This is a genomic window from Pseudoflavitalea sp. G-6-1-2, assembly GCF_012927185.1.
Taxonomy (GTDB): domain Bacteria; phylum Bacteroidota; class Bacteroidia; order Chitinophagales; family Chitinophagaceae; genus Pseudobacter.
This window is the reverse complement of record NZ_JABBGB010000002.1, coordinates 1,018,494-1,043,570: the sequence shown is the minus strand read 5'-3', so window position 1 is coordinate 1,043,570 and position 25,077 is coordinate 1,018,494. Positions and strand designations below refer to the sequence as shown.

At 46.9% G+C, this 25,077-nt stretch carries 21 protein-coding genes; 18 read left to right on the top strand and 3 right to left on the bottom strand.

The genetic code is table 11. The features are described from left to right. Positions 1 to 135 precede the first annotated feature (135 nt). The 11 genes from HHL16_RS13865 to HHL16_RS13815 all read left to right on the top strand — a co-directional run bounded on the left by HHL16_RS13865 (position 136) and on the right by HHL16_RS13815 (position 12,910). Complete coding sequence (locus tag HHL16_RS13865) at positions 136 to 2,763, top strand: glycosyl hydrolase (RefSeq protein ID WP_169425790.1); 2,628 nt, start codon at positions 136 to 138, stop codon at positions 2,761 to 2,763. A gap of 108 nt (positions 2,764 to 2,871) precedes the next feature. After that, positions 2,872 to 6,048 carry an FG-GAP-like repeat-containing protein gene (locus tag HHL16_RS13860; RefSeq protein WP_169425789.1) on the top strand — a complete coding sequence of 1,059 codons (3,177 nt, stop codon included), beginning with the start codon at positions 2,872 to 2,874 and terminating at the stop codon, positions 6,046 to 6,048. A 97-nt stretch (positions 6,049 to 6,145) separates the two neighbouring features. Next, a complete protein-coding gene (locus HHL16_RS13855; protein WP_169425788.1) occupies positions 6,146 to 6,529 on the top strand; it encodes a hypothetical protein in 384 nt (127 codons plus the stop codon). A 228-nt stretch (positions 6,530 to 6,757) separates the two neighbouring features. Continuing rightward, a complete protein-coding gene (locus tag HHL16_RS13850; protein WP_169425787.1) occupies positions 6,758 to 7,564 on the top strand; it encodes an MbnP family protein in 807 nt (268 codons plus the stop codon). A 6-nt stretch (positions 7,565 to 7,570) separates the two neighbouring features. After that, positions 7,571 to 8,596, top strand: coding sequence for a cytochrome c peroxidase (locus HHL16_RS13845; protein WP_169425786.1), 1,026 nt, complete (start codon positions 7,571 to 7,573; stop codon positions 8,594 to 8,596). Between the two features lie 18 nt (positions 8,597 to 8,614). Beyond that, a complete protein-coding gene (locus HHL16_RS13840; RefSeq protein ID WP_169425785.1) occupies positions 8,615 to 9,262 on the top strand; it encodes a DUF2911 domain-containing protein in 648 nt (215 codons plus the stop codon). A gap of 1 nt (position 9,263) precedes the next feature. Then, on the top strand, positions 9,264 to 10,181 hold the full coding sequence (locus HHL16_RS13835; protein ID WP_169425784.1) for a transporter: 918 nt from the start codon (positions 9,264 to 9,266) through the stop codon (positions 10,179 to 10,181). Between the two features lie 17 nt (positions 10,182 to 10,198). Continuing rightward, a complete protein-coding gene (locus HHL16_RS13830; RefSeq protein WP_169425783.1) occupies positions 10,199 to 10,816 on the top strand; it encodes an SCO family protein in 618 nt (205 codons plus the stop codon). A gap of 161 nt (positions 10,817 to 10,977) precedes the next feature. Continuing rightward, positions 10,978 to 11,559 carry a Crp/Fnr family transcriptional regulator gene (locus HHL16_RS13825; protein WP_169425782.1) on the top strand — a complete coding sequence of 194 codons (582 nt, stop codon included), beginning with the start codon at positions 10,978 to 10,980 and terminating at the stop codon, positions 11,557 to 11,559. 110 nt (positions 11,560 to 11,669) lie between these two features. After that, the gene (locus tag HHL16_RS13820) at positions 11,670 to 12,224 is read left to right on the top strand and encodes a YceI family protein (RefSeq protein WP_169425781.1); all 555 of its coding nucleotides are present in this window, start codon (positions 11,670 to 11,672) and stop codon (positions 12,222 to 12,224) included. Positions 12,225 to 12,274: 50 nt separating this feature from the next. Further along, positions 12,275 to 12,910 (top strand): pirin-like C-terminal cupin domain-containing protein, encoded by a 636-nt coding sequence (locus tag HHL16_RS13815; RefSeq protein ID WP_169425780.1) that lies wholly within the window; start codon positions 12,275 to 12,277, stop codon positions 12,908 to 12,910. A gap of 106 nt (positions 12,911 to 13,016) precedes the next feature. Here HHL16_RS13815 and HHL16_RS13810 read toward each other — a convergent pair whose 3' ends face one another. The 3 genes from HHL16_RS13810 to accD form a co-directional block, all read right to left on the bottom strand. Continuing rightward, positions 13,017 to 14,258 (bottom strand): hypothetical protein, encoded by a 1,242-nt coding sequence (locus tag HHL16_RS13810; protein ID WP_169425779.1) that lies wholly within the window; start codon positions 14,256 to 14,258, stop codon positions 13,017 to 13,019. Between the two features lie 89 nt (positions 14,259 to 14,347). Further along, complete coding sequence (gene smpB / locus HHL16_RS13805) at positions 14,348 to 14,785, bottom strand: SsrA-binding protein SmpB (protein WP_169425778.1); 438 nt, start codon at positions 14,783 to 14,785, stop codon at positions 14,348 to 14,350. Positions 14,786 to 14,859: 74 nt separating this feature from the next. Beyond that, positions 14,860 to 15,771: an acetyl-CoA carboxylase, carboxyltransferase subunit beta gene (gene accD / locus HHL16_RS13800; RefSeq protein WP_169425777.1), complete on the bottom strand. Its 912-nt coding sequence runs from the start codon at positions 15,769 to 15,771 to the stop codon at positions 14,860 to 14,862. A 338-nt stretch (positions 15,772 to 16,109) separates the two neighbouring features. Between accD and HHL16_RS13795 the strand changes: the two genes are divergently transcribed. From HHL16_RS13795 to HHL16_RS13765, 7 genes are all read left to right on the top strand, one after another. Further along, entirely contained in the window at positions 16,110 to 16,817 is a 708-nt protein-coding gene (locus HHL16_RS13795; protein ID WP_169425776.1) for a succinate dehydrogenase cytochrome b subunit, read from the top strand. Positions 16,818 to 16,869: 52 nt separating this feature from the next. Beyond that, entirely contained in the window at positions 16,870 to 18,840 is a 1,971-nt protein-coding gene (locus tag HHL16_RS13790) for a fumarate reductase/succinate dehydrogenase flavoprotein subunit (protein ID WP_169425775.1), read from the top strand. Between the two features lie 21 nt (positions 18,841 to 18,861). After that, the gene (locus HHL16_RS13785) at positions 18,862 to 19,623 is read left to right on the top strand and encodes a succinate dehydrogenase/fumarate reductase iron-sulfur subunit (protein ID WP_169425774.1); all 762 of its coding nucleotides are present in this window, start codon (positions 18,862 to 18,864) and stop codon (positions 19,621 to 19,623) included. A gap of 96 nt (positions 19,624 to 19,719) precedes the next feature. Then, positions 19,720 to 20,211 (top strand): VOC family protein, encoded by a 492-nt coding sequence (locus tag HHL16_RS13780; protein ID WP_169425773.1) that lies wholly within the window; start codon positions 19,720 to 19,722, stop codon positions 20,209 to 20,211. A 170-nt stretch (positions 20,212 to 20,381) separates the two neighbouring features. Then, positions 20,382 to 22,460 carry a S9 family peptidase gene (locus HHL16_RS13775; RefSeq protein ID WP_206022417.1) on the top strand — a complete coding sequence of 693 codons (2,079 nt, stop codon included), beginning with the start codon at positions 20,382 to 20,384 and terminating at the stop codon, positions 22,458 to 22,460. 59 nt (positions 22,461 to 22,519) lie between these two features. Further along, positions 22,520 to 24,139: an ATP-binding cassette domain-containing protein gene (locus HHL16_RS13770; protein WP_169425771.1), complete on the top strand. Its 1,620-nt coding sequence runs from the start codon at positions 22,520 to 22,522 to the stop codon at positions 24,137 to 24,139. A 290-nt stretch (positions 24,140 to 24,429) separates the two neighbouring features. Beyond that, positions 24,430 to 25,038, top strand: a complete 609-nt coding sequence (locus tag HHL16_RS13765) for an outer membrane beta-barrel protein (RefSeq protein WP_169425770.1) — start codon at positions 24,430 to 24,432, stop codon at positions 25,036 to 25,038. Positions 25,039 to 25,077: the final 39 nt, after the last annotated feature.

Genomic DNA, 25,077 nt, shown 5'->3' with positions numbered 1-25,077 from the left:
CAAGCAACAGAGGGTAGTAGTTCCCCTCTTTGGCCGGACGGAGAGGTTGTGCTCCGGTCCGGCCTTTTTAATTTTATTGGTTAATTTCATCGAAACAATGGCTGTTGAACGGCCACTTACATTTTATCCGCAATCATGAGAAAACTATTTCAGCATTGTCTGTTTTTGATGTTGTTGCTTGCATGCAACACACTCTTTTCGCAAAATCGCATTGAGTTGAATACCGGTTGGTACTGCCGCAATATCAGTGAAGTGAAAACTGATGGAGCTGCCTTATCAGATGCAGGTTTTGAGTTGAAGGAGTGGTTGCCTGCTACAGTTCCCGGAACTGTGCTCACCACATTGCTGAACAATAAGCTGGTGCCCGATCCATTCATTGGCATGAACAATCAGCGGATCCCCGATATCTATGCAACAGGCAACGCACATTACACTTACTGGTTCGTAAAAGATTTTGAAACCGATGCTGCAGCAGGGGAGCAGGTATGGCTGCAGTTCAGAGGCGTGAACTACAAATGCGAGGTCTGGCTCAATGGCAAAAAGCTGAACAGTAAAACACATGAAGGAATGCTGTTGCGGCAGCAATACAATATCACTTCTGTACTGAGATCAGGAAAAAAGAACAGGCTCGCCGTGTTGGTTTATCCTCCCGATAATGTGGGCAATCCCAACGGAGGGCAGGGCGGGGACGGAACCATTGCCCGCGATCTTACTACACCCTACACCGCAGGATGGGACTGGATCCAGCCGGTTCGTGATCGCAACACAGGCATCTGGGATAAAGTGACCATCGAGAAAACCGGGGCCGTGAATATTTCAGATCTGCATGTGATCACAACAGTTCCGGGAAAGAGAAAAGTGGATGGAAAACAAGCGCCGGCATTGATCAATATGAGTTGCCGCATTACCAATGCAGGCAATGCTTCTGTGAAAGGAATACTGCAATATCAGCTGGATGGAAATTCAATTCAGCAATCGGTTTCAGTTCGCGCAGGCGAATCTGTTGAAGTATCGATGCCCGCATTTCAGCTGAACAATCCAAAGCTCTGGTGGCCGGCTGGTTATGGCCCGCAACATCTTTACAAAACAAGTGTGCAATTCATTCAGTCGGATAAAAAAGTTTCAGACAAAGAAGAACTGCAGATTGGTGTGAGGCAGATTGAAACCGTGTGGAATGGTCACACACAAAGCATGCAGACCAATGTAAACGGACAAAAGATCTTCATCAAAGGCGGTAACTGGATCATCTCCGATGCGATGCTTCGTTTCTCGCCTGAACGTTACGATGCAGAGGTAAGATTCCATCGCGATATGAATCTCAATCTCATCCGCATCTGGGGGGGAGCGCTCACCGAGCGTCCTGAATTCTATGAGGCCTGCGACAAATACGGCATGCTGGTGTTTCAGGATTTCTGGTTCAGTGGCGACTGCAATGGACGCTGGCTCGATCCCATGAAAAAAGATGATCAGTGGACACGCAGAAAATATCCTGACAATCATAACCTCACCATCGAAACAATGGCCGATCAGATAAAGCTGATCAGAAATTATCCATCACTGGCTTTCTGGTGCGGAGGTAACGAAATTGCTCCTCCCGATGATATTCTGCATGCTCTCCGCGATTCATTGCTGCCCATGCTCGATGGCACGCGCCGTTTCTTCGATTACTCCAACAGCGACAGCATGAGCTACAACAGCCTCGGAGGCAATGGCGACGGGCCTTACACTATTCAGGACGAAAGTGTATTCTGGAACTACAGAACCTTCCCTTTCAACTCAGAAATAGGATCGGTTGGTGTAGGTGATTATGCATCTCTGCTGCGATTCATTCCTGTTGAAAACCTTGTTCCGCCTCCAATAAACGGAAAAGCAGACAGCGTATGGGAATACCACAAATACATCCCTTATCATCATCATGTGAATGCTTACGGCGCTGTTAAAGACGCCAAAGATTTTGCGATGAAAGCTCAGCTGGTGAATTATACGCAATATCGATCACTGATCGAAGGACATACCGCACATATGTGGGATTGGTACACCGGTACCATCATCTGGAAAACACAGAACCCATGGACATCACTCCGTGGGCAGATGTACGATTATTATCTCGATGTAAATGCCTGCCTTTACGGATTGCGAACCGGAAGCAAACCGCTGCACATCATGATGAATCCGACCGATAGCATGATCATGCTGGCAAACCACGGATTTGAACGGGCCACCAATCTGATGCTCGAAGCGCATGTGGTTGATGTGAAGTCGGGAAAGGATACCATGTACTCCCAGGCGTTCAGCGAAGTTGGACCAGCAACAGTGCAGAAAATATTTCCGCTGAATGGATTTCTTTCATCACTCGGTAAAAATGCAGGATCTTTTGTGTTGCTGCGTATCCGTAATGCACAGCGTAAGCTGATCGATGAGAATTTCTATTGGCTGCCCGGAGCAGATAAGCAGTTCACTGCATTACAGCAGATGCCTTCGGCAAGGCTGCAAGTGTCTGCAAAAGAAACTGCAAAAGGTATAGTACAGGTGACGCTCAGTAATGATGCAAAACAGCCTGTTGCATTTTTCAATCGTGTTGCGCTGATCGATACAAAAACCGGCAAGCGCATATTGCCTGCATTCTTCTCTGACAATTATGTAAGTGTAATGCCGGGAGAAAGCAAGGTGATTGAAGTGGAATATCCTGCAACTGATCTGTCTCCAAAAGAAGTACAGGTGTATGGTTGGAATGTAGCCGAAACCAGTGTGAAAATAAGGTGAGTACAGGCTTTTACTGACAAAAACTCCGATTCAGGGGTTTTGTTTATCTTAGCCGGGTAAATTTTAATGAACCAGCCCCTTATTGAATTTACCCGGCACAAACTCTCTATGATTTATTTATTACGCCCCGGTTTACGCACAACGATGCTCGTTCTGGTATTGTTGAGTAGTTACAATCTATGGTCCCAGTCTGCCTCGCTTCCTGTATACAAAATGCACACAGGAACCGTTACCACCTGTGCTGCCTGGTTTCTGGATGAAGGCGGTTATTCAACCGGCTATGAAGGATACCCCACACCGCAAAAAGTAATCACCTTTAATTCGGCAGATAACAGTCGTCTTCTGCTTCATTTTGATTCGTTGTTTTTTAACGATAGAACTGATGCGCTCACCATCTTCGATGGAAATTCAACTGCAGCTCCCGTATTGACCGTGATCAACAATGCTGGAGGTAATTGGGCTGTTCGAAGCAGTGGAAATTCTCTTACTATCAGGTTTTATGCTTCAGGCATGGGTGCTCAGGGGAAATATGGATGGAGAGCAAAGGTCAGCTGTCTGAATGATCCCGCTCCTGCTGCTTTTCAGACTGTAGTTAATAGTCTTTTTAGCGGCAAGATGGACAAGGGTGATTTCGATAACGACGGTGATCTCGACCTGGTGCATGGCGGAGGGATCTTTCGAAATGAATCTGTAACTGACTCCACCTTTTATTACGAGCGTAAGATCTCGCCTGTTGGCCGCTGGATCGAGCCCGCCGTTGCTGTAGCAGATTACGATAACGACAACGACATGGATGTGCTGGTTACAGGGAGGAATGCCGATACCTATTTATTTGAACCCATCCTTTATCTGAATCAGGGAAATGGAACCTTTGTTGCCTCCCCACAAAAATTCGCACCCTCTTTCAATGGGAAAGCAAAAGCAGTAGATTTCAATAATGATGGGAAAATGGATATCTCCTATATCGGCAGATCCATTGCAACAGTTTCTGCATTCAAACTCTACATCAATAACGGCGATGGCAGCTTCACCGAAAAGACCACCAGTGTGCCGGGGTTAGACAAATCTTATCTCGACTGGGCTGATTGTGATAAAGACGGCGATATGGATTTGCTCATCAATGGCAGCAGCGGCGAATTTTGTTACGCAAAACTTTTCATCAACAACAATGGGGAACTTACTGAACAGGCAGTAGGACTGAAAGGAACCATGCTCAGCAATATAAGATGGGTCGATATGAATGCCGATGGGTTACCGGAAATCATCAATACCGGCATCGATAAACCTGGCACTACCTTTTGCATTCAACCCCAGATACTGATCAATAAAGGTGGGAACAAATTTGAATCGCTCAATAACAATCTTCCTTCCCGCTGGCTGATGTATATGGATTTTGCAGATTATGATAATGATAACGACCTCGATATCATTTGCGGAAGCATGGATTACAACTCCCATTTTACCACCCTGTATAAAAATGAAGGAAATGGTGAATTTAAGAACATCGAGATACCCGGCTTGTATACACAGAATGCAGTCTTCTGGAAAGACTTCAACAAAGATGGTAAACTGGATATCTTTTGTTCATCTGCCGGTTATCCTTCCGCTATTTTGAAGAACATGGGCAATGACGTATTCACCAATGCAAGTCTTCCTATGCCTCAGACTGAATACACGGGCGATGTTGCTATTGCCGATTTCGATCATGATGGCCGTGAAGATATTCTGTATGTGGGTAAGATGGGAGAATACGATTGCATTGAAAAAGATAATTCGATGATGGTGCATAACCTGACCTGGTCGTATTTTTCCAAACCTGTATTCACAAAAGTAATAGAGCTGGCTACCGCATATAATATTGGATTCAATCTCCCAAACTGGCGTTTCGGCGACTTTGATAATGATGGTTTGTTGGATGTGATTGTTACCAACAGTCCGAATCCCTTCGGGGGAGACGAACTGATATTGCTGAGGAACAATGGCAATAATAGTTTTACTAAAATTTCAACTAACCTTTTTGGAATTCATCAGGCAGCGGTTGTTGACCTGGACAATGATGGCTCCAATGAAATATTTACAGCTACCAATGTAGTGTACAAATGGACAACCAATAAACTCGTGAAAGTTTACGCAGACGAGAAATGTCATGAAAGGAGAAGTTGTTCGCAGGAATGGCTGGAAATGGCAGACTATAATAATGATGGATTTATTGATGCAGCTGTCAGCATTGGAGGGAATCTGTATGTAATGAAAAATAATGGTAAAGGGAGGCTTGCTGAAGTGGCCTATCAGTACGGAATCAAGTATTTCAGATGGGCTGACTTTGATAACGACAATGATCTTGATCTGCTTTGTGGAAATGGCAGTATTATGGAGAATCGGGGAAACGACGTATTTGATACTAAAATCACAGGCATAAACCCGCTGAGCGCTGCTGCAGTTGCGGACTTCAATGGCGATGGTTTTAAAGATGTTTTTAGTATGCGCGGATCTGGTGCAGTTCATAGATCGGAAATGTTTTACAACCAGAATGGTGTTATGGCATTCATAGAAAAAACGCCGCCTGAGTTTCCTTACGTCACCAGTGATGAGTACTATGTAGATGCACTGGAGATGGATGTTGATAATGATGGGGATGAAGATATCGTGTATTCAGGTCAATGGTGTAATACTTTTTCAGGAATACTCATCAACAAGGCTAATTTCAATTACCCCAATCTTCACCTGCGTAAACCGGCAGAGAATCAAAAAATCGTTATCGGATCTACCAGCAAAATTGAATGGTCAGGGAAAGATATCGGCAACAAAGTTACCTTGCATTTGTCTGTAGACAGTGGCAGAACTTACCAGCTGCTTGCGGCAGATATTCCTTCGTCTGCAACAGGCGGATCATATCAGTGGAATACAAACGGCCTCGCACCTGCTAAATATTGTTTCGTAAAAGTGAGTGATAAGAATGGCCTCAGAGATTTGAACAACAAATCATTTGAGCTGAGAATGGTCACTGCTGTTGCAGATAATCCTTCACTGGGATATCAGGTGAAATACTATCCCAATCCCACCAGTGGCAGATCATTACTGGAATTGCAGGTGAGATCGGCTAAGAAGATATATGCCTCTGTGATCGATCAGTTTGGTGTTGAGCGCAGACGTTTTTTTGCGGGTGTTTCCAATGGACAAAAGATCACCACATCTGTTGATCTGAGCGGCCTTCCAAATGGGTTGTATTATCTGAAATTTATTTCTGAGAAAGCGCTTCCAGTATTGAAACTGATCAAACAGTAGACCCACAAATGGTATAATGATTATATATCGCATCTGTTAACGAAAGTTCTGCATGGCTGATCGCAATTGAATGATATGAATTACTTTTGCTTCCGCAATGCAGAACTTCATTCGTAATACGGCTGTCGCTTATCTGATGATACTGGTACTCTTCAAGATGCTGGCGGTTCCGTTCATTGTGCTGGATTACGAAGTGAACAAAGATTACATTGCCAACTATCTCTGCGTAAACAAAGGCAACACCGTAGCATATTGTTACGGCAAATGCCATCTGACCAAAGAGCTTGCAAAAGCAGCAGAGGCGCCGGTTTCCAACGAGAAGAACAATGCGAGACCGGCCACTGTGGATTTTGTAGAGCATTTCGAACCATTCAGTTTTGAAGCGAAACAGCCTCCTGTTTCTGATCACAATCTCTTCCGTGACAATCGCTTCACTGTATTTTCTCTCCACAGCATTTTTCATCCACCGGCATTCGCCTGATCAATCCCACACAGCATACGGAGTTGTCTGTTTTGTTTTAGACGGCAGAAGCTAGCGTACTGCATGAGTCGAGTCTGCACAATACGTGCTTCCGGAATCGGTTGTGTCCCCAGTTTTCCGGCAGACAGTTCCGTATGCTGATTTAAATTCAGTTGACTGCATTTGCATGCAGCAGCTGCGGGCTTTTCATGCCTGCACATCAATTATTTCATCCGAAAAAATAACCCGATGAATCATCTCATAAAACTGGCGCTGATGGTGCTGGTTGCTAATGTGCTGCTTGCTTCGTCCTGCAAGAAAACAAAAGACGAATTCGATAAGAGCCAACTTGCGTCGCTCTCCATCGAGTTTGATAATATCGTAGGCGGGCAAAACCTGATGCTCAATACTGGCAGTTACACCAACTCATCCAACGAAGAATTCTCTGTAAGCATGCTGCAATATTATGTCAGCAATATAAAACTGAAAAGAACCGATGGCGTGGAATTCACTGTGCCGCAGGACAGCAGCTATTTCCTCATCCGCGAAAATAATGCTGCAACAAGATATGCGAAACTCAAAGTGCCTGAAGGAGAATACAGCTCGCTGAGTTTTGTACTGGGCGTAGACAGCCTGCGAAGCACTATGGACCTGAGTCTCAGAAAAGGTGTGCTCGATCCGGCAGGTGGCATGGAAGACGGCATGTACTGGGGCTGGACCATGGGCTACATCTTTTTCAAGCTCGAAGGAAACTCTGCTCTCGCTCCGGTTGATCCTACCGGTGCACGAAAATTCAGGTACCATATCGGAGGATTCGGCAATGGTCAGATCAACAATATCAAAACCGTTACTGTGGATCTCACCGCAGGAGGTATTGCCAAAGTGCGTAAGGAAAGGCAAAGCAATATTCACCTGATGGTGGATGTAGCGAAGTTTTTCGGCGGAACACAACAGGTGAGCATAGCTGCGCATCCATCAGTAATGTTCAGCACATTCAGTACGCAGGTGGCGAATAATTTCAATGGAATGTTCAGGCACGATCATACAGAAAACTAGGAGCATATGCACGTTAAACATTGGATCGTTATTGCAGCGCTGATCAGCTTATGCGCCTGCTCGCGAAAAGTGATGGATGCATTTGCTTCATTCGAAAGACCTGCTCATTTTCCTGAGCCTGCGTACAGATTCAGCACCAACGAAATCACAGCAGAGAAATTCGAGCTGGGCAAGAAGCTGTTCTACGAAACGAAGCTCTCGCGCGATAACACCATCAGCTGTGGCACCTGCCATATTCAGACAGCCGGATTTACACACCATGGCCACGATGTGAGCCATGGCATCGAAGACCGGCTCGGCAAGCGCAATTCGCCGTCTGTTTCCAATATGGCCTGGAGCAAAAGTTTCTTCTGGGATGGAGGTGTTACAGATCTCGATCTGCAACCCATTGTGCCTATCACCAATCCTGTGGAGATGGATGAGACCATTCCGAACGTGTTGCAGAAACTGCGCGCTCATCCTGACTATCCGAAGCTCTTCAAACGCGCATTCGGATCGGAGGAGATCAATACCGAGCGGCTGATGAAAGCACTGTCGCAGTTCATGGTGATGCTGGTAAGCGCCGATTCGAAATACGATCGGGTGATCCATAAAACAGGCGAACAGTTTTCTCCCGAAGAACAGCAGGGTTTTCAGTTGTTTCAGCAACACTGCGGAAGTTGTCATAAGGAACCTTTGTTCACCGACGAGAGTTTTCGCAACAATGGCATCGGTATCGGATACAACGGAGATGAGGGACGTGCGACCGTTACTTTGAATGAAGCAGATAAATACAAATTCAAAGTGCCATCTCTTCGCAATCTTTCCTATACGGGTCCGTATATGCACGATGGTCGCTTTCTCACACTGGAAGCGGTTTTGGAGCATTATGCGAAACGGGTGAAAGATGTGCAGAATCTCGATCCGGCATTGAAGCAGAGTGGTGTATTGGGCATTCCGCTCACAGCAGCAGAACAATCCAATATCATCGCATTTCTGAAAACACTCAACGATCCGAAATTCATCAGCAACAAAAAGTTTGCTGAACAATAACACTCTAAATTTTCAATGATGAGAACAAGCCTGTGGTTGTACATTTTGTTGCTCGCCTGTGGCTGTGGTGAGCAAACCGAACAGAAAAAAGTTGAACAGAAGCAAGCAGCGCCGGATCCGCATAGCGGCCATATGAAAAGCAGCGGCGGTTCTTCGAAATACGTAGATCAGGTGAACAGTGGCGAAATAAAAGAGGATACGCTGAAAGGCAGTCCGCGTAAAATATCCATGAGTAATGTGGGTGATGTGCATGTGCATATCACTTACAGTTCTCCCGGTGTAAAAGGGCGAACCATCTGGGGTGGCCTGGTGCCATACGATCAGGTTTGGGTAGCCGGTGCGCATAAAGCCACTTCTGTAAACATCAACGGAGATATCGAAGTGGAAGGAAAAACCATTCCTGCCGGTACTTACGCATTCTTTGCCATCCCCGGAAAAACGTACTGGGTGCTGATTCTGAACAAAAACTATGAACAGCATCTGACGGATGATTATGATGCTGCGCAGGATGTGGTGCGCATCAAAGTAAAACCACAGGCTGTTGCTCTCACTCCCAGACTGATCTATGCCGTTGAAGAATTAAGCAGTAACAAAGGGTTGATCAACCTGCAATGGGAGAAAATAAAGGTAAGCCTGCCCTTTACCATTCATCATTCAACGAAGTAATATGAAGAAACACTTACTTGCAGCAATGCTGCTGCTGCTAACTGCGCCCGTATTTGCCTGCGATATCTGTGGCTGCGGGGTCGGCAGCTACTATATCGGCATACTTCCTGAATTCAATAAAAAGATCATTGGCATCCGTTACAGATACAATTCTTTGAAAACGCATATCGGTGCAGGTGGACAAACATCCTACCTCACCACCCGCGAAACATTTCACACAGCGGAGGTTTGGGGTGGATGGAATATCAGCAGGAAATTCAGAGTGATGGGCTATATCCCCGTAAACTTCAATGAAAAGAAAAGTCAGGAGACGACTGCATCGAAAACCGGATTGGGAGATATGGGCGTGCAGGGATTCTACAAATTATTCGATCAGCGAAAAACCATCGGTTCAAACCTTATGGTGCATGCTCTCTGGCTGGGAGCGGGTCTGAAACTGCCCACTGGGAAATATGAATCACCTGCAAAAGATCAGTCTGCGCCGGACGCGAATCTTTTTCAGCTGGGCACGGGAAGCACTGATTTCACCGTAAATGCGATGTACGATCTGCGCATTCAGGATGCAGGCATCAATGCTGCTGCGAGCTACAAGATCAATACAGCAAACAGCGACGACTATCGCTATGGCAACAGGCTCAGTGCAAGCATGCAGGCTTATTACAAATTCAGAATATTGAATGCATTCACGTTGTCGCCGAATGCGGGAGTATTGTACGAAACTGCTGAACACGATAAGGATGCCGGATTCAGTACAGACGTCTCCGGCGGAAATCTATTGCTCGGAACAGCCGGACTGGAAGCGGCTTTCGCTAAATTTGCCATCGGCGCAGGGTTTCAGCATCCCTTGTCGCAGGATCTTGCAGGAGGTTTTGTAAAAGCCAACAGCAGGGCGATGGTGCATATTTCATTTTTGTTGTAAAATCAAACAGTGCAACTATGGTTACAAAATTTGGTAAGATTGCCATACTGCTGGTAGTGGGAATCACAGTAACAGCCATCATATTTTTGGCAGGCTCTCTTTTCGGCAGAAAAACTGAATTGCCTTTTCCCGGTCCACCGGATCATGAACCCGGTGCATTCTCTTTTGTGAATCAATATGGACAAACGATTACGCAGAAGGATGTTGCAGGCAAGGTAACGGTTGTGGAGTATTTCTTCACCACCTGTCCGGGTATCTGCAAAGTGATGAACAAGAACCTTGGTGTGGTGTACGAAACATTCAAAGACCGGAAAGACGTGTGCATTCTTTCGCATACCGTAAATCCCGAAAACGATACAGTGCAGGTATTGAATGCATATGCGCAAAAGATGCATGCAGAGGGGCCTGTATGGCAGTTCCTCACAGGCGATAAAGAAAAATTGTACAAGGCTGCACGGATCGATTATCTGCTGGCAGTGGAAGATCCTCCGACGAATATTGCGGACGATTTCATTCATACAGAATATGTGGCATTGCTCGATAAGAAACGTCGCATACGCGGATTCTATGATGCTACCAAAGAGGAGAAAGTGAAGGAGCTGATTGCAGGAATAAAACAGTTGCTGGAAGAGTAGCGGCTTAACGGTCATGTTGATTCATTATCGAAGCAGTAATAACCAGACCGGTTGCTGAAAGGCAGCCGGTTTTTTTATCATTATCCCACTCCATCCCGGCAAAACAGACCAATGCGAAATGATGCTTCGCATTTCCCGATCTTTACCTAGTTTTGCCACGCATGAGTCAGCAACTTCTAATCGATAACATCCAGAGATACGTTCAGCTCGATCCCAATGAGCAGGAACTGCTGCTTTCCTACTTCAAACCAAAGAAGATCAAGAAAAAGCATTTTCTTTTTCAGGAAGGCGAAGTACATAAGAACGGATGTTTTGTACTTTCCGGTTGTCTCCGCTGTTACAGCATCGATAAGAACGGGTTTGAGCATGTGCTGCAATTCGGCCCTGCCGGATGGTGGGTAGGCGATATGCATAGCGCACTCAACGGCACTCCCGGCATTCTCAATGCCGATGCCATCTATGACAGTGAAATGCTGATCATCGCACGCGCCGATCAGGAAAAAGTGTACAACGAATTGCCTAAAGTAGAACGCTATTTTCGCATCATCTCCGAAAGATCCCTTGCTGCATTCCAGCAGCGCATGATAGGCAATCTCAGCAATACCGCTCTGGAACGATACGATAGTTTCTGCGCGCTCTATCCGAGCCTCATCGAAATACTCCCCCAAAAGCAGATTGCAAGCTATATCGGCGTTACGCCTGAGTTTCTGAGCAAGATGCTCAGCAGTCCCCGCCCCAAATAAAGGCATTCTTAATCTAGATTAAGAACTTCGCTTAACCTGGGTTATTGGTGCAGGGCCACGTTGCATGGTAATTTTGTTTCATCATTTAAAACAAAAACAAATTTACCAGTATGAATACTACAACAACAACCCCCGCAACTAAGACAACCTGGACTTTAGACGCAATGCACAGTGAGCTTGGTTTCAAGATCAAGCACCTGATGATCACCAACGTTACCGGATATTTTACCCAATTCAATGTTACCGCTGATGTAGATGGACACAATTTCACTACAGCTAAAATCGATGCTGAAGTTGAAGTAGCTTCTATCAATACCAATAACGAACAGCGCGATAGTCACCTGCTTAACAGCGATTTCTTCGAAACGGAGAAGTTCCCCAAAATGCGCTTCAAATCTACCGAAATCAAAAAAGTAGACGATGATGTGTTCGAACTGTTCGGAGACCTCACTATCAAAGGAGCTACCAAACCCGTTAAATTGGTGGTTGAATATTCCGACATCGTTAAAGACCCATATGGCAATACAAAAGCCGGATTCTCTTTCTCTGGAAAGATCAATAGAAAAGACTGGGGCGTTAGCTTCAATGCTGCTCTCGAAACCGGTGGTGTGATGCTGGGTGAAGAAGTTAAGATATTCGGCGAGCTTCAATTGATCAAACAATAAGTCTCCCGGATCTTATCAGGTATTCAGCAGAAGACTAATACACGTGAAAGATGAAAAAACTGATAAGGTATGTGGTACCGGCAAAGGAAGAACAGGCCAACGAAAATGATACTGTGCTGAATGTATTTCCGAATACGGAAATCGGGCCTGTAAATCCTTTCACGCTGTTGCAGCACAAACTGCCGGATTGTACCAGCAAAGAAAAATGCTGCAAAGAAACCCTCCATCTTCTGCTGAAAGGCAGCAGCTGCAAGGGTTTGAAAGAAAGAATGCTTTTATCTTCCGATGAAGTGAATCTGCCCTGTGTACTCAAACAGCGCGGAGTGGAACTGAAACTGATCACCGGAAGTTATGAAGATAGTTTGTCCCCTTTGGAAACTGATCCCGCTTTAGTATCCATTATCGGAGCCATTGAAAAGGGCAGGAGAGTGCAGTTCACTGCAGTTGAAGGATACAGCACCATGTTGTACGTGATCAAAGGAAGAGTGAATATACATCTCGATTCCATCGAAGAGCATCAGCTTGTTTTGTTTGAGAAAGAGAACGAAGAAATATTGGTTTGTTCAGAAGAGGATTCACAGCTGCTCTTTCTCATGGCAAGGCCTGTTCCTGATGAGGAAACGAGTACATTGAATATACAGTTCGAAGCGCCCGGAGGCAGGCTCTCTGTATATGAGGCTCAGTAGCCGCGTATGCCTGACTAATTTTTTTTCGGTTGAATATGGTTGGTTAAATTGAAAAAGCCTTCAGCATGGTCTTCGCTGGAGGCTTTTCATAATTTAAGCGGGTATGTTATCGCAGTTTTAGCCGGTGATCGCTGTCCCTTTTCTTTCGCACCAGGCGAACGGTGGCATTCTGAGTAAGGCTGCTGCTGAGATAAACTTCGTAGCGGGTATTGCCGTCGGTTACCACCATCAAAGCCGTGTTGGGCGGGAATTTGCCGAGATTCTGAGCAAACATGCTGATCTCATTTACAGACTTCACTTCATCCAGTTTCACATAGATGTTTGTGCCGCGGTCTGTGATCATCTGATTGGTGAGCACCGGTTCTCCGTTGAGGAATACCGAGATGGTGTCTCCATCGATATCACCATTATCGTAGAAGGTGATGCGGATAGAATCGCTTTCCACTTCGATATCCTTATTGTAGATATTCTTTCTCTTTTTGTAGGCGTCGGCGATCTTCTGTTCAACAGGTGTTACTTTAACACCGTTATTCTCGGCAGGAGAGATGGATTTGCTAACGCCAACGGGTACCTGTATGCTTGTAGAAGGGATTGTTTTCTTTTCAGCTGCGGCTTCTTTGGCTGCAACTTCCGCTTCTTTTTTGGCTGCCTCGCCTTCGCGGATCAGTTCTGCCTGACGCTGGGCGGCGGTTGGAGGTTCGGTCTTCGCAATTACTTCCTCCGCTTTTTTTACGGGTGTTTCCACTTTAACAATCACTTCTTCTTTCTTCTCCGGAGTTTCAGTTTTTGCAATGGCTTCTTTTACCGGCTCTGCTTTCTTTTCTGCTTCCACCACATGATCTTCTTCCTGTGGTTTCCAGAAACGCTGGCCTACGGCCATATTGCGAAGCACTGCAGTGGCGGTGCCTTCGGTTCTGTCCATAGTGAAATTCACTTTCAGTTCCGGACAGGTGTATTTGTATTTGTCGTTGGGGTAGAAGCTGCCGTTCATGGTGCTCTGTGCCTGACTCACCAGCAGTTTGCCGATAAAGGTCATGGGGCATTCGATGCCATTGCGGGCAGTGGATGCATAGAGCAGCATCGGAAGATTGGGAATAGTTACTTCGCGGGTTTCTTTGTTGTATTTGCCGCGAACGAAAAAGCTTTGGTACGTGTCTTTGAAATAGTAGCCGAATACGCCTTCTATTTCATTTCCCTTCTGCTGGATGATCAGCTCGGTGAGGTAGTTGCTGAATGAGCCCTGAAGCACCACGTCAGCTTTGCCGTACCAGGATCCTGATGCAGACTGTGCCCATGTAGAGTAGGAGAGCAGCAGCGCGATTGTCCAGATGAATAGTTTTTTGAACATACGTGAAGATAGGCAGAAAAAATCAAGCCAAATTGCTGGCTTGCTTCTTTTAATGCCTTAGTGCTGCTATTGGAAAAGTGGTGAAGCGATTATTTGAGAAAGCGTTTCATCTCTCTGTCGGTGTCGCGTTGCTTGATGGTCTCGCGTTTATCGTACAGTTTCTTTCCTTTGCCCAGGCCGATTTGCATCTTGGCCATATTTTTTTCGTTGAAGTAGATGCGCAGCGGAACTATGCTGTAGCCTTTCTCTTTTATTTTGGCTTCGAGCTTGCGCAGTTCTTTTTTGTGCAGCAGCAGTTTGCGTTCCTGCGTGGGAACGTGGTTATTGAAAGTGCCATGGCTGTACTCCGTTATGTGAAGGCTCTTGATCCAGAGCTCACCTTTGTGGAAAAAGCAATAGGCGTCATTGAAGCTGGCGCGGCCTTCGCGGAGTGATTTCACTTCGGTGCCGGCCAATACGATGCCTGCATCGTATTGATCTTCGATGAAATAATCGTGGTAGGCTGATCTGTTTCTGATCTCGGTCATGTGATGATAACAAAATACGAAATGCGAAGTTCGGACATTCCTCGTTCACATTTCGTATTGCGTGTATTGAACGGTTAGTTCTTGAATAAACTCAGTACTGTTGCCAGTTTATCTTTCAGTTCTTTTCTCGGAACGATGAAATCGAGGAAACCATGTTCCAGCAGGAATTCGCTTCGCTGGAAACCTTCGGGAAGGTCTTTCTTGATGGTTTCTTTGATCACACGCGGACCGGCAAAGCCGATCAGGGCACCGGGTTCAGCGATGTTGAGGTCTCCCAGCATCCCGAAAGAAGCAGAGATACCGCCGAAGCTCGGATCGGTAAGGAAAGAGATATAAGGCACCTGTGCATCGGTAAGCTGAGACAGCTTTCCGGATACTTTGGCCAGCTGCATGAGGGAGAAAGCGCTCTCCATCATCCGGGCTCCGCCCGATTTGCAGATGATCATCAGGGGTATTTTCTGTTCTATGCAAACGTCGGCTGCGCGGGCAATTCTTTCTCCCATTACACTTCCGAGTGAGCCTCCGATGAACTCGAAGTCCATACAGGCTATCATGAAGTCCTGGTTTTTGATCTTGCCTTGTGCAACACGAATGGAATCGGTCAGGTCTGTTTTTCCCCAGATCTCCTGCAATCTCTTGCCATAAGGCTTGAGGTCGGTGAACTGGAGGTAGTCTTTCGAGCGGATATTTTCAAACAATACATCGTATTGATTGTCGTCAAACAGGATTTCAAAATATTCTGTGCTGCCGATGCGGTGATGATACGCACATTTGGGGCAAACGAAAAGACTTTCCCTGAGTTCGGTTACGGTGCAGATGTATCCGCATTCGGGACATTTGCTCCAGAGACCTTCAGGGGTTTCTTTTTTTTCTGCCGTACTGGTCAGAATTCCTTTCTTAATCCTCTTGAACCAACTGCTCTTTGACTCTTCGGCCTGGCCATCTTCGCCTGCCAGGTTGGCGTCAAAGTCCTCTTCTTGTTTCATTCGGTTGGTTTTAGGCGGCTAAGATATGCATTTTAATAAATTAATAATTTCAGTCGGTGGGCAGGAAATTTTTTATTGTGATATGATTTCTGGCCTCACTGCGTTATTTTTGCGTCTGAGCAGTAAAACGTAACCACTTGCCCATGAGCTTTCTTCCACATTGATCATGGGGTGGTGATGCAGGCAGGACAGGCATTTGGCGGGATGAGCAGTATCAGAAAAAGGTCAATCACTTTCTATTCTTCAGAGCGTGATGCACATCCACCATACGCCGAAACCTTCCCGTTACCTGGTTACGAACCATTCAGTGCGACCTTTAATAACAAAATTTTTTTCAGATGAAATGGTCTGAACTCTTTACGTCTTCCATCGGCAAGAAACTTGTAATGGCTTTCACCGGTATCTTTCTCATCAGCTTTTTAGTAGTGCACGTAGGGATTAATGCCTGCATCTTTGCCGACCTCTTTGACCCCACTGAAAATGGAGAAATGTTCAACAGGGCTGCTCACTTCATGGGAGCCACCGTTCTGATCCGCATCGCTGAAGTAGGTCTCTTCGCTGGTATCATACTCCATATAGTACAGGGGTTGATGCTCGAAGTGCAGAACCGCTCCCGCAGAGGAAAAGGATATGCAGTTCAAATGGGCAACAAAGGCAGTAAATGGTACAGCCGCAGCATGGGCCTGCTGGGTACACTGTTGCTGTTGTTTCTGGTACTGCACGTATCTCAGTTCTGGTGGGACAGCCGCGTAGCGCACAACCTGCCTGAAGCAGGGTATGATCCTTCACACCACGATCTTTTCCTCAGAATGACTGAAACTTTCCAGAATCCATGGCTGGTAGTAATATATGTACTGGGATGCATTTCCCTTGCATATCACCTGCTGCACGGATTTCAGAGTGCTTTCAGAACCATCGGTGTTCATAATAACCGTTACCTGAAAATGCTCAACAGCATCGGAATCGGTTTTTCCATCATCGTTCCACTTGTTTTTGCGCTGATGCCTGTCAGCATGCATTTGGGATGGGTTGGTCTCAACAACTAATTATTGAGCGTAGTATCAGTGACTTCATAAACGCAAACCATAAACTGGTTATATGTTAGATGCAAAAATTCCTGCCGGCCCTTTAGACCAGAAATGGACTTATTACAAAGGCCATTGCAATCTGGTGAATCCGGCCAATAAACGTAAGCTGGAAATCATTGTTATCGGAACCGGTCTGGCCGGCGCTTCTGCTGCCGCAGCACTGGGTGAGCTTGGCTATAAAGTGAAGGCTTTCTGCTTTCAGGATTCTCCCCGCCGCGCACACAGTATCGCAGCGCAGGGCGGTATCAATGCTGCCAAGAACTATCAGAACGACGGCGACTCAGTGTTCCGTCTTTTTTATGATACCATCAAAGGTGGTGACTACCGCGCACGCGAAGGCAACGTTCACCGTCTGGCGGAAGTGAGTGGCAATATCATCGATCAGTGCGTGGCACAGGGTGTTCCCTTTGCCCGTGAATATGGCGGTCTGCTCAGCAACCGTTCATTCGGTGGTACTCAGGTACAAAGAACTTTCTATGCTGCCGGTCAAACCGGTCAGCAGCTCCTCATAGGTGCATATCAGGCGCTTGAGCGTCAGGTAGCCCTCGGTAATGTAAAACAATACTCCCGTCACGAAATGCTGGAGATCGTAATGGTCGATGGCAAAGCGCGCGGCATCATCGCCCGTGATCTCGTGACCGGCAAGCTGGAACGCCATTTCGGCCATGCCGTACTGTTATGTTCCGGCGGATACGGCAACGTATTCTATCTTTCCACCAACGCCATGGGCAGCAATGTAACAGCCGCCTGGAAAGCGCACAGGAAAGGAGCTTACTTCGCCAATCCATGTTTCACTCAGATCCACCCCACCTGCATTCCGGTGAGTGGAGATCATCAATCGAAGCTCACCCTCATGTCTGAGAGTTTGCGTAACGATGGTCGCATCTGGGTTCCAAAGAAAAAAGACGACAACCGCAAAGCAGTTGATATTCCAGAAGAAGAAAGGGATTATTATCTCGAAAGAAGATACCCTGCCTTCGGTAACCTCGTTCCCCGCGACGTGGCCAGCCGCGCTGCCAAAGAGCGTTGCGATGCCGGTTACGGAGTAGGTACTTCCAAACAGGCGGTATACCTCGATTACGCCAACGCCATTCAGCGTTACGGAGAAATCGAAGCCAATAAACAAGGTCTGCACGCATCTGCCGAAGAGATCACCAAACTCGGAAAGGCAGTAGTGAAAGAGAAATACGGCAACCTTTTCGATATGTACGAAAAGATCACCGGAGAGAACCCTTACGAAACACCGATGCGTATCTATCCTGCCGTTCACTATACCATGGGCGGTCTCTGGGTGGATTATGAACTGATGACAACCGTGCCTGGTCTGTACAGTCTGGGTGAGGCCAACTTCAGTGATCACGGTGCTAACCGCCTCGGTGCATCTGCGCTGATGCAGGGTCTGGCAGACGGATACTTTGTGATCCCTTATACCATGGGTAACTATCTCGCAGCAGATATCGCTACCAAACCGATCTCTCTCGATCACCCTGCATTTGTAGAAGCAGAGAAATCTGTGAGCGATCGCATCAATCAGCTCATGAACATCAAGGGCACCAAAACGGTGGAAAGTTTCCACAAACGCCTTGGACTGATCATGTGGGATAAATGTGGTATGGCCCGCAATGCGAAAGGATTGCAGGAAGCCATCACACAGATTCAGCAGCTGAAGAAAGAGTTCTGGAGCGATGTCCGCATCCCCGGAGCCATCAACGAAATGAACCCCGAACTGGATAAGGCCAACCGTGTTGCCGACTTCCTCGAACTGGGTGAACTGATGTGCATCGATGCCCTCAACCGCAACGAAAGCTGTGGTGGTCACTTCCGCGAAGAGTCTCAGACGGAAGAAGGGGAAGCAAAACGTGACGATGCCAATTTCTCATACGTAGCAGCATGGGAATACAAAGGCGATCACAACTGGCAGATGCATAAAGAAGATCTCAAATTCGAAGTAGCTAAACCAACTCAGCGTAGCTATAAATAACAATTACTACATCTATCGTCTATGGAACATTATAATATGAATCTCACACTGAAAGTGTGGAGGCAGAAGAGCACGAACGATGAGGGCGCATTCGAAACTTATGATGTGAAAGACATTTCTTCCGAGATGTCGTTCCTGGAAATGTTTGACGTGTTGAATGAGCGGCTGATCGCTGAAGGCAAAGACCCTATCGCTTTCGACCACGATTGCCGCGAAGGTATCTGCGGTATGTGCTCCATGTATATCGATGGCCGTCCGCACGGACCATGGCAAGCAAATACAACCTGTCAGCTGCACATGCGTGCCTACAAAGATGGCGATACCATCACTGTAGAGCCATGGAGAGCAAAGGCCTTCCCCGTGATCAAAGATCTGGTGGTAGACCGTATGGCTTTCGACCGCATTGTTCAGGCCGGCGGTTACATTTCGGTAAATACCGGTAATCCTCAGGATGCCAACAGCATTCTGATTGCAAAAGATAAAGCAGACCTCAGCTTCGCCAATGCAGCCTGCATCGGTTGCGGAGCCTGCGTAGCAGCCTGCAAAAACAGTTCTGCCATGCTGTTCCTCAGCGCCAAGGTTAGCCATCTCGCATTGCTGCCACAGGGAGATCCTGAGCGCAAATCGCGTGCTATCAACATGGTGGCACAGATGGATAAAGAAGGTTTCGGCAGCTGTACCAATACCGGCGCCTGCGAAGCGGTTTGTCCCAAAGAAATTTCCATCACCAATATCGCACGCCTCAACTACGAGTATCAGCGTGCAGGTTACCTGGCTGATTAATCAGTCCGGTGGTGATTTCAAGGCCCTGAAGCATGCTGCACCTGCAGTATGCCTCAGGGCTTTTTATTGTACCTTACAACCATTAATAAATTTCATATGAGCAACTATATCGTTCCTGCACAAACGAAGATGGGGCATGTGCATCTGAAGGTTTCGGATCTCGATAAGGCGCTGGAGTTTTATCAGGGGCTGCTGGGGTTTGAGATCATGCAGCGGTACGGAGATCAGGCAGTATTCATTTCGGCAGGAGGTTACCATCATCATATCGGACTGAACACCTGGTACAGCAAGGGGATGCCACCGGCGCCACGCAGGGCAGCCGGACTTTTCCATACGGCCATTCTCTATCCCACAAGAAAAGATCTGGCGGTTATTCTGCAACGGCTGATCGATGCCAAATACCCGCTCACCGGCGCTTCTGACCATGGCGTGTCCGAAGCCATCTACCTCGACGATCCTGATGGCAACGGCGTAGAACTGTATTGGGACAAACCACAGGATCAATGGCCCCTCGATGCTAACGGGCATCTTCAAATGGTGACCGAACCGCTCGATATTCCCGGTTTACTGGGAGAAATCACCGGGTAACGCATATTACCCATTTCCCATTAATTTTAATAACCTGTGATGAATGGACGAAACAAGCAGCACGGAATTTGTAATTTCCGTTCGTTCCAAATCACAGCAACATGAATCATACAAGGAAACTCTTGTTTATGACCCTGCTCGCAGCCGGTTGTAATCAAACTCCCTCAAACATGCAGAAACCATACGATTGGCCAGCCAATATTGCTACTCCGGTAGCAGAAGAAAAGCCTAAAGAATTTACAGCGCATGGCGACAAGCGCTCAGATCCCTGGTACTGGCTCAATGAAAGAGAAAATCCCAAAGTGATCGATTATCTCAAAGCTGAAAATGCTTATGTAGATACGATGATGGCCGGCACGAAGAAATTGCAGGAAGAACTCTTTCAGGAAATGAAAGCCCGCATCAAGGAGAAAGACGAATCGGTTCCAACCCTCGATCACGGTTATTATTACTACAACCGTTTTGAAGAAGGGAAGGACTATCCCGTTTTCTGCCGCAAAAAAGGAAGTCTCGACGCTCCCGAAGAAGTGATGTTCGATCAGAACAAGATGGCCGAAGGATTCAAATTCTTCTCCATCGGAACTATCGAGATCAGCGATAACGATGAATTGGCAGCCTTCACCACCGATCCGGTGAGCCGCCGTCTTTACAATCTGCAGATCAAGAACCTGAAAACAGGAGAGATCTATCCCGAAAAAATTCCGAATGTGGAAGGAGGCTCCATCATGTGGGCTGCCGACAACAAAACCATGTTCTATATTCTGCAGGATACTGTAACGTTGCTGGGATACGCCGTGTATCGTCATGAGCTCGGCTCCGATCCTAAAAACGATGTGAAGGTGTACGAAGAGAAGGACAACACTTTCGATCTCGGCATCGGCCGCACACGCAGCAGAAAATATCTTACCATCAACTCGGCGAAGAATCAGGTTTCTTCCGAATACAGAATACTCGATGCATCCACGCCAACCGGCGCCTTCACTGTGTTTGAGCCAAGGAAAGAGAATTTCATCTACGACATCGATCATGCAGATGATGGCAAATTCTATATCCTCACAGATTGGGATGCACCTAACTACAAACTGATGACGGCCCTTCCCGGCAAAACCGGCAAAGCCAACTGGCAGGAGCTGATCCCTGCACGCAAAGACGTGTTCATTGCCAGCTTCACCAATTTCAAAGATCATCTGGTGCTTTCTGAAGTGAAAGATGCCATGCGTCAGGTTCGTGTGATAAATCAGAAAACCAGCAAGGATGAATACATCAGCTTCGACGAAAAAGTATACACTGCACAACTGGGCTCGAACCCCGATGCCAACAGCAATGTACTTCGCCTGTCGTATACTTCGATGATCACTCCATCCATGGTGATCGATTATAACATGGACACCAAGGAAAGGGTAGTGAAGAAACAAACCGAAGTGATCGGCTACAAAAAAGACGATTACGAAACAGAGCGCATCTGGGCTGTTGCGAGAGATGGCGTGAAAGTGCCTATCACTCTCGTGTACAAAAAGGGAATGGAGAAAAATGGCAGCAACAGCTTCCTCCTGAATGGCTATGGTTCTTATGGTTTCAGTCAGTTCCCCGGATTCTACCGCAACATATTCTCATTGCTCGACAGAGGATTCATCTACGCAGTAGCGCATATCCGTGGCGGACAGGAAATGGGAAGGCAGTGGTATGAAGATGGCCATATGTTCAAAAAGAAAAACACATTCACCGATTTCATCGATTGCGGCAAATATGTGATTGAACAGAAATACACCAGCAGCGGACACATTTATGCCAATGGCGGAAGCGCAGGAGGCTTATTGATGGGCGCTGTGGTGAACATGGAACCCAAACTCTTCAATGGGGTAGTGGCCGAGGTACCATTTGTGGACGTGATCACTACTATGTCCGATGCAAGCATTCCCCTTACCACCAGCGAGTACAAAGAGTGGGGCAACCCCGCAGACAGCGCGGAGTATGCTTACATGCGTTCTTATTCACCTTATGATAACGTAGCGGCGATTGAATATCCCAACATGCTGGTAACCACCGGTCTGCACGACAGTCAGGTGCAATATTTCGAGCCAGCCAAATGGGTGGCCAGATTGCGCCAGATGAAGAAAGGGAACAACGTACTGCTCTTCAAAACCAATATGGACGCGGGTCACGGCGGAGCTTCGGGACGTTTCGAAGCCCTCCGCGACGAAGCCCTTCAGTTCGCCTTTTACCTCGCTCTCGAAGGCAAGGTGAATTAACTGGTTCAGAAGGGAATTAATGCGTACCTTTGCGGCTCTAAAAAAATCAGGAAGTCAGTATGATCTCAGTGAATAATGTGACCCTTTCGTTCGGAAAACGTGTATTGTTCGACGAAGTGAATCTCTCCTTCAGCAAAGGAAACTGCTATGGAGTGATCGGTGCCAATGGCGCCGGCAAATCTACTTTCCTTAAAATACTGTCCGGAGAAATCGAGCCCAACAAAGGCACCATCGATATTACTCCCGGCGAACGGATGGCAGTACTGAAACAAAACCATTTCGAGTTCGATGAAATTACAGTGCTCAATACTGTACTCATGGGACATAAAAAACTCTGGAGCGTAATGCACGAGCGTGATGCCATCTATGCCAAAGCTGATTTCAGCGAGGAAGACGGTCTCCGCGCGGGTGAACTCGAAGGAGAATTCGGAGAAATGGGTGGATACACAGCCGAAAGCGATGCAGGCAGCCTGCTCAGCGAACTGGGTGTGATGGACGACATGCATCAAACCCTGATGAAAGACATCAGCGGAGCTATGAAAGTGCGTGTGCTGCTGGCACAGGCGCTCTTCGGAAACCCCGATGTACTCATCCTCGATGAGCCTACCAACAACCTTGATGTAGTAACCATCTCCTGGCTGGAAAACTTCCTGGCAGAGTATGAGAACATCGTGATTGTGGTATCGCACGATCGTCACTTCCTCGATGCAGTATGTACGCACGTAGCGGATGTGGATCGTCAGAAGATCAAGATCTACACCGGTAACTATACTTTCTGGTACGAGAGCAGCCAGCTGGCAGCCCGTCAGCAGAACGATAAGAACAAGAAGACCGAAGAGAAGCGTAAAGACCTGATGGACTTCATCGCCCGATTCAGCGCCAACGCTTCGAAATCCAAACAGGCTACTTCACGTAAGAAAGCCCTGGAGAAACTGGTAATCGAAGACATCACTCCTTCAAACAGAAAATATCCTGGTATCATCTTCAAGCAACTGCGCGAAGTAGGCAACCAGATCCTGAATGTAGAGAAGCTCAGCAAAACGGTGGAAGGCAAACCGCTCTTCGCCAATATCAGCTTCACTGTAAACAAGGGTGATAAGATCGCTGTAGTGGCCGACGATCAGATGGCGGTGACTTCTTTCTTCGAGATCATCAATAACGAACAGCAGGCAGACAGCGGAACCATCGAGTGGGGAACCACCGTATCCAAAGCATACCTGCCCAACGATAACTCACAGTATTTTACACAGGATCTGAACCTGATGGACTGGCTGCGTCAATATGTGCCACCGCATGTAACTGATGTGGATGAGCCCTTCCTGCGTGGATTCCTCGGAAAGATGCTGTTCAGCGGAGACGAGGTGCTGAAACAAACATCTGTACTCAGCGGAGGAGAGAAAGTGCGTTGCATGCTCAGCCGCATGATGCTGCAGGATCCTAATGTGGTGCTGCTCGATGAGCCAACCAACCACCTCGATCTGGAATCTATCCAGGCTTTCAACGAAAGCATGGAGAACTTTAAAGGTATTGTGATGATCACTTCGCATGACCATACCTTCCTGCAAACGGTTTGTAACCGCATCATCGAACTCACTCCGAACGGAGCGATCGATAAGCTGATGACCTTCGACGAATTCCTCGAAGACAAGAAGGCAAGGAAGAAACTGGCCCTCGCTTAAACATTTCATGATCCGGATTTTGAGTAGTCCGGTCCCCATAAACCCTGAAAAGCAATGCTTTTCAGGGTTTCTTTTTTAGAAAATAGGGCGAAAATGTATTGATTTTAACATATATAATTTAATTTCGTAAAATATTGCTCAGCTAATCTCTGGCCTTAACGATCCTGATTCACTCCTTTTTTAAAGGATCAGCAAATTTCCCCCAACTCCCGTAAACGCGTAGGCGAAACCCATCATCGACCCCCGAAGCCGGCCGAAACTTTTTTTACTAACCAATTAAATTTTACATCATGAAACACGCTTACGCGGCGCTCATATGCTGTATGGCTATGGCATTGAGTGCAAATCGAGCCCAGGCCCAGCTTCAAAAGGGTAATATTCTCATTGGAGCGAACCTGATGGGGATGAGCTTAGACTTCCAGAAGGATAACAATACTTTCAACCTGAGCATCAATCCGAAAGCTGCCTGGTTTGTAGAAGACAATCTGGCGATCGGTGGTATGGTTGATCTCGGGCTTCGTACCAACAAAGGATCTACCACATTCACTTATGGCGTAGGTGTTCTGGGCCGCTATTACCTGGCCGACAAACAGGTGCAGCTGCTGAAACAGAGCCGTTTCTTCCTGGAAGGTAACGTGGGCATCAGCGGAAACAACGTGCATATCAAGGGCGGTTCTGATGCCAATACCAACGGATTGGGCATCGGTTTTGGTCCTGGTGTTGCTTACTTCCTCACACCAAATATCAGTTTGGAAGGATTGCTGAAATACAATCTCACTGTTGGTTTCGGTAACTCAACTACCAATAACCAGCTGGCATTCGGACTGGGCTTCCAGATCTATCTGCCTACCAAGAAGGCAAGAGCTATTTACAACGACGTGAAGTCGCAGATGAAATAATTGAAGTGTACACTTGCTCCGGAAAGGCCGGGAGAACGG

Bases quoted from the DNA above. Each gene is read 5' to 3' on its own strand.
- HHL16_RS13790 (WP_169425775.1), top strand. From the start codon at position 16,870: ATGTTAGATGCAAAAATTCCTGCCGGCCCTTTAGACCAGAAATGGACT.
- HHL16_RS13845 (WP_169425786.1), top strand. From the start codon at position 7,571: ATGCACGTTAAACATTGGATCGTTATTGCAGCGCTGATCAGCTTATGC.
- HHL16_RS13820 (WP_169425781.1), top strand. From the start codon at position 11,670: ATGAATACTACAACAACAACCCCCGCAACTAAGACAACCTGGACTTTA.
- HHL16_RS13855 (WP_169425788.1), top strand. From the start codon at position 6,146: ATGCAGAACTTCATTCGTAATACGGCTGTCGCTTATCTGATGATACTG.
- HHL16_RS13775 (WP_206022417.1), top strand. From the start codon at position 20,382: ATGCAGAAACCATACGATTGGCCAGCCAATATTGCTACTCCGGTAGCA.
- HHL16_RS13865 (WP_169425790.1), top strand. From the start codon at position 136: ATGAGAAAACTATTTCAGCATTGTCTGTTTTTGATGTTGTTGCTTGCA.
- HHL16_RS13780 (WP_169425773.1), top strand. From the start codon at position 19,720: ATGAGCAACTATATCGTTCCTGCACAAACGAAGATGGGGCATGTGCAT.
- HHL16_RS13770 (WP_169425771.1), top strand. From the start codon at position 22,520: ATGATCTCAGTGAATAATGTGACCCTTTCGTTCGGAAAACGTGTATTG.
- accD (WP_169425777.1), bottom strand. From the start codon at position 15,771: ATGAAACAAGAAGAGGACTTTGACGCCAACCTGGCAGGCGAAGATGGC.
- HHL16_RS13785 (WP_169425774.1), top strand. From the start codon at position 18,862: ATGGAACATTATAATATGAATCTCACACTGAAAGTGTGGAGGCAGAAG.
- HHL16_RS13830 (WP_169425783.1), top strand. From the start codon at position 10,199: ATGGTTACAAAATTTGGTAAGATTGCCATACTGCTGGTAGTGGGAATC.
- HHL16_RS13815 (WP_169425780.1), top strand. From the start codon at position 12,275: ATGAAAAAACTGATAAGGTATGTGGTACCGGCAAAGGAAGAACAGGCC.
- HHL16_RS13825 (WP_169425782.1), top strand. From the start codon at position 10,978: ATGAGTCAGCAACTTCTAATCGATAACATCCAGAGATACGTTCAGCTC.
- HHL16_RS13860 (WP_169425789.1), top strand. From the start codon at position 2,872: ATGATTTATTTATTACGCCCCGGTTTACGCACAACGATGCTCGTTCTG.
- HHL16_RS13810 (WP_169425779.1), bottom strand. From the start codon at position 14,258: ATGTTCAAAAAACTATTCATCTGGACAATCGCGCTGCTGCTCTCCTAC.
- HHL16_RS13835 (WP_169425784.1), top strand. From the start codon at position 9,264: ATGAAGAAACACTTACTTGCAGCAATGCTGCTGCTGCTAACTGCGCCC.
- HHL16_RS13795 (WP_169425776.1), top strand. From the start codon at position 16,110: ATGAAATGGTCTGAACTCTTTACGTCTTCCATCGGCAAGAAACTTGTA.
- HHL16_RS13765 (WP_169425770.1), top strand. From the start codon at position 24,430: ATGAAACACGCTTACGCGGCGCTCATATGCTGTATGGCTATGGCATTG.
- HHL16_RS13840 (WP_169425785.1), top strand. From the start codon at position 8,615: ATGAGAACAAGCCTGTGGTTGTACATTTTGTTGCTCGCCTGTGGCTGT.
- smpB (WP_169425778.1), bottom strand. From the start codon at position 14,785: ATGACCGAGATCAGAAACAGATCAGCCTACCACGATTATTTCATCGAA.
- HHL16_RS13850 (WP_169425787.1), top strand. From the start codon at position 6,758: ATGAATCATCTCATAAAACTGGCGCTGATGGTGCTGGTTGCTAATGTG.